This is a genomic window from Pseudomonas sp. P5_A2_2 (assembly GCF_054177685.1).
Map to the genome: position 1 here is coordinate 1 of NZ_JBGCUL010000409.1, position 3,955 is coordinate 3,955.

At 63.1% G+C, this 3,955-nt stretch carries 3 protein-coding genes; 1 reads left to right on the forward strand and 2 read right to left on the reverse strand.

The window, feature by feature from the left end; translation table 11 throughout:
• The first annotated feature begins 59 nt into the window (after window positions 1-59).
• The gene (locus ACXRVY_RS19390; RefSeq protein WP_458238011.1) at window positions 60-953 is read left to right on the forward strand and encodes a PA4780 family RIO1-like protein kinase; all 894 of its coding nucleotides are present in this window, start codon (window positions 60-62) and stop codon (window positions 951-953) included.
• A 116-nt stretch (window positions 954-1,069) separates the two neighbouring features.
• On the opposite strand, the gene cueR is transcribed toward ACXRVY_RS19390, so the two are convergent.
• Window positions 1,070-1,483 (reverse strand): Cu(I)-responsive transcriptional regulator, encoded by a 414-nt coding sequence (gene cueR / locus ACXRVY_RS19395; protein WP_223462787.1) that lies wholly within the window; start codon window positions 1,481-1,483, stop codon window positions 1,070-1,072.
• On the reverse strand, window positions 1,480-3,873 hold the full coding sequence (locus ACXRVY_RS19400) for a heavy metal translocating P-type ATPase (RefSeq protein WP_458238012.1): 2,394 nt from the start codon (window positions 3,871-3,873) through the stop codon (window positions 1,480-1,482). Before ACXRVY_RS19400 ends, cueR begins: the two co-directional genes overlap by 4 nt.
• Between the last annotated feature and the right edge of the window lie 82 nt (window positions 3,874-3,955).

A 3,955-nucleotide genomic window follows, 5' to 3' on the forward strand; every position in this document is an offset into this window, starting at 1 on the left:
TTGCCGTATAACGAATGACTTTCGCGTGTTTGGTAATAAAGGACCCACAATAAAAGCTGATGAAGACTCCAAAACGCATTGAACCCCTGATCGAGGACGGTCTGGTCGACGAGGTGCTGCGCCCACTCATGAGTGGTAAAGAAGCAGCTGTTTATGTGGTGCGCTGCGGCAACCAGTTACGTTGCGCGAAAGTCTACAAGGAGGCGAATAAACGCAGTTTCCGTCAGGCGGCCGAATACCAGGAAGGCCGCAAGGTGCGCAACAGCCGTCRGGCCCGGGCAATGGCCAAAGGATCCAAGTTTGGCCGCAAGGAAACCGAAGACGCCTGGCAGAACGCCGAAGTGGCGGCGCTGTTCCGCCTGGCCAATGCCGGTGTGCGGGTGCCCAAGCCGTTCGACTTCCTCGAAGGCGTACTGCTCATGGAGCTGGTGGCCGACGAGTACGGTGATGCCGCGCCGCGTCTGAACGATGTGGTGCTGGAGCCGGATCAGGCCCGCGAATATCACGCGTTTCTGATTTCCCAGATCGTGCTGATGCTGTGTAYCGGCCTGGTGCATGGCGACCTGTCCGAGTTCAACGTGCTGCTGACGCCGACCGGCCCGGTGATCATCGACCTGCCGCAAGCGGTGGATGCGGCGGGCAACAACCACGCGTTCAGCATGCTGGAGCGGGATGTGGGCAACATGGCGTCCTACTTCGGTCGCTTTGCGCCGGAGTTGAAGAAGACCAAGTACGCCAAGGAAATGTGGGCCTTGTACGAGGCCGGCACCTTGCACCCGGCCAGTGTCCTGACCGGCGAGTTCGCCGACACGGAAGAGCTGGCTGACGTGGGCGGAATCATGCGCGAAATCGAGGCCGCGCGCCTGGATGAAGAGCGCAAGCAGGCCGTACGCGCGGCGGACGATGCTCCGCCGGGCAAGACCGAAGAACCGCCTCCACCGTGGATGCAGTGATCGGCTAAAGAAAAACCCGGCTTCGGCCGGGTTTTTTGTGCGTGCAGATTCAATGTGACAAACACAATACCTGTGGGAGCAAGCTCGCTCCCACAGGGTTTTGCGGTGTCCTGCTATCACGATGGGGGCGCAGTGTTGCAACACCCCGACTCCAGATTCTTCAGAATCGGACAATCCGGCCGATGATCGCCCTGGCAGTGCTCAACCAGGTCCTGCAAGGTGTCGCGCAACTGGCCGAGTTCACGGATCTTCTGGTTCAACTCATCGATGTGCTGGCGGGCCAACGCTTTCACATCGGCGCTGGCGCGCTGGCGGTCTTGCCAGAGGGTCAGCAACTTGCCGACTTCTTCCAGGGAAAACCCCAGGTCCCGCGAGCGTTTGATGAACGCCAGCGTGTGCAGGTCGTCATCGCCGTACACCCGATAACCGCTGTCGGTGCGATGGGCCGCCTTGAGCAGGCCGATGGATTCGTAATAACGGATCATCTTTGCGCTCAGGCCGCTGTGGCGGGCCGCTTGGCCGATGTTCATCGGTTGTCCTCCAGGTCCTTGGGGTTCCAGGTTTTCAACAGTAGCGCATTGCTCACCACGCTGACGCTCGACAATGCCATGGCCGCACCGGCCAACACCGGGTTGAGGAGGCCGAATGCCGCCAATGGAATGCCGATCAGGTTATAGACGAACGCCCAGAACAGGTTCTGGCGAATCTTGGCGTAGGTCTTGCGGCTAATCTCCAATGCGGCCGGCACCATTCGCGGATCGCCGCGCATCAGGGTGATGCCGGCCGCGTGCATGGCGACGTCGGTGCCGCCACCCATGGCGATGCCGATGTCGGCGGCGGCGAGTGCCGGGGCGTCGTTGATACCGTCGCCGACCATCGCCACCACACCGGTTTCTTTCAATGCCGCAACCGTAGCCGCCTTGTCTGCCGGCAGCACTTCGGCATGCACATCGTGGATGCCCAGCGCCTCGGCCACCACATTGGCGCTGCCGCGATTGTCGCCGGTCAGCAGATGGCTACTGATGTTCCGTGCGCTCAGTTGTTGTACTGCCTGCAGCGCGCCGGGCTTGAGGGTGTCACCGAAGGCGAACAGGCCCAACACGTGAGGTTCTGGGGATTGTTCGATCAGCCAGGACAAGGTCCGGCCTTCTTTTTCCCACGCGGTCGCCGAGTCGGCCAACGGTCCGGCGCTCAAGCTGCTGTCTTCCAGCAGGCGACGATTGCCCAGCGCCAGGCGACGCCCTTCGAGGCTGCCGGCGATGCCGCGCCCGGTCAGGGACTGGCTGTCGCTGACATCGGCCACCTTCAATCCACGCTCGGTACAGGCATCCAGAACGGCCTTGGCCAACGGATGCTCACTGCCGCGTTGCAGGGCGCCGGCCAGTTCCAGCAGGCTCGCCTCATCACCATTGACGGCACTCAGATGAGCGATGCGCGGGGCACCGGAGGTCAGGGTGCCGGTCTTGTCGAACACCACTGCGCTGACTTCATGGGCACGCTCCAGTGCTTCGGCGTCCTTGATCAGAATCCCGWAGCGTGCCGCCACGCCGGTGCCGGCCATGATCGCCGTCGGTGTGGCCAGGCCCAGTGCGCAAGGGCAGGCGATCACCAGCACTGCCACGGCGTTGATCAGCGCGGTTTCCATCGGCGCGCCGTACAGCCACCAGCCGATCAGGGTGGCCAAGGCAATCAGCAGCACGGTGGGCACGAACACCTGGCTGACTTTATCCACCAGTTTCTGGATCGGCGCTTTTGCGGCCTGGGCGTCTTCCACCAAGCGGATGATCCGAGCCAGCACGGTTTCCGCACCGAGGGCCTGGGTACGCACCAGCAACCGGCCTTCGCCATTGATCGCGCCACCGGTGACTTTGTCGCCGGGCTGCTTGGGCACCGGCAGGCTCTCGCCGCTGATCAGCGCTTCGTCGGCATGGCTCTGGCCTTCAACCACTACGCCGTCCACCGGGAAACGTTCGCCGGGTTTGACCATCACCAGGTCATCGAGGCGCAGGGCGCTGATGGCGACGTCTTGCTCGTGGCCATCGATCACCCGAATCGCCCGTTCCGGGCGCAAGGCTTCGAGGGCACGGATGGCGCTGGCGGTCTGGCGCTTGGCGCGGCTTTCCAGGTACTTGCCCAGCAGCACCAGGGCGATCACCACCGCCGAGGCTTCGAAATACAGGTGCGGCATGCGCCCGGCAGCGGTGGCCCATTCGTACAGGCTCAAGCCATACCCGGCGCTGGTGCCCAGGGCGACCAGCAGGTCCATGTTGCCGGCCCCGGCGCGCACGGCTTTCCACGCGGCGACGTAAAACCGTGCGCCGAAGATGAATTGCACCGGCGTGGCCAAGGCGAACTGCGCCCAAGCCGGGAGCATCCAGTGCACGCCGAAGGGCTGTAGCAGCATCGGCAATACCAGCGGCAAGGCGAGGRCGATGGCGATGATCAAGGCCTGGCGTTCGCGATGCAGGCGCTGTTGCTGATTGTCGGTTGGCGGGTGTTCGGCTTCCCAGACGCTGGCGCTGTAGCCAGCCTTGGTCACTGCGGCGATCAAGGATTGCGGATCGATCTGGCCGAGCAGTTCAAGGTGGGCGCGTTCGTTGGCCAGGTTGACGCTGACGCTTTTCACTCCGGCAACCTTGCCCAGCGCACGCTCGACCCGACCGACGCAGGACGCACAGGTCATACCGTCGATGCTCAGTTCCAGGCTGTGCTGCGGCACGCTGTAGCCGGCCTTGGCCACGGCATCCATCAAGGCAGGCAAGCTGTCGCTGGGTGCCTGCACCCGCGCCTGTTCAGTGGCAAGGTTGACGCTGACGGCACTGGCGCCAATGACTTTGCTCAAGGCGCGCTCGACACGCCCGGCGCAACTGGCGCAGGTCATACCGGCAATCGGCAGGTCGAACGTGGTGGATTCGGACATCGGTCGCACTCCCTGTAGTAGATGACCACAGGATCAACCTTGCCATGTTGGCAAGGTCAAGTGCCAATCTTAAACGTGCCGC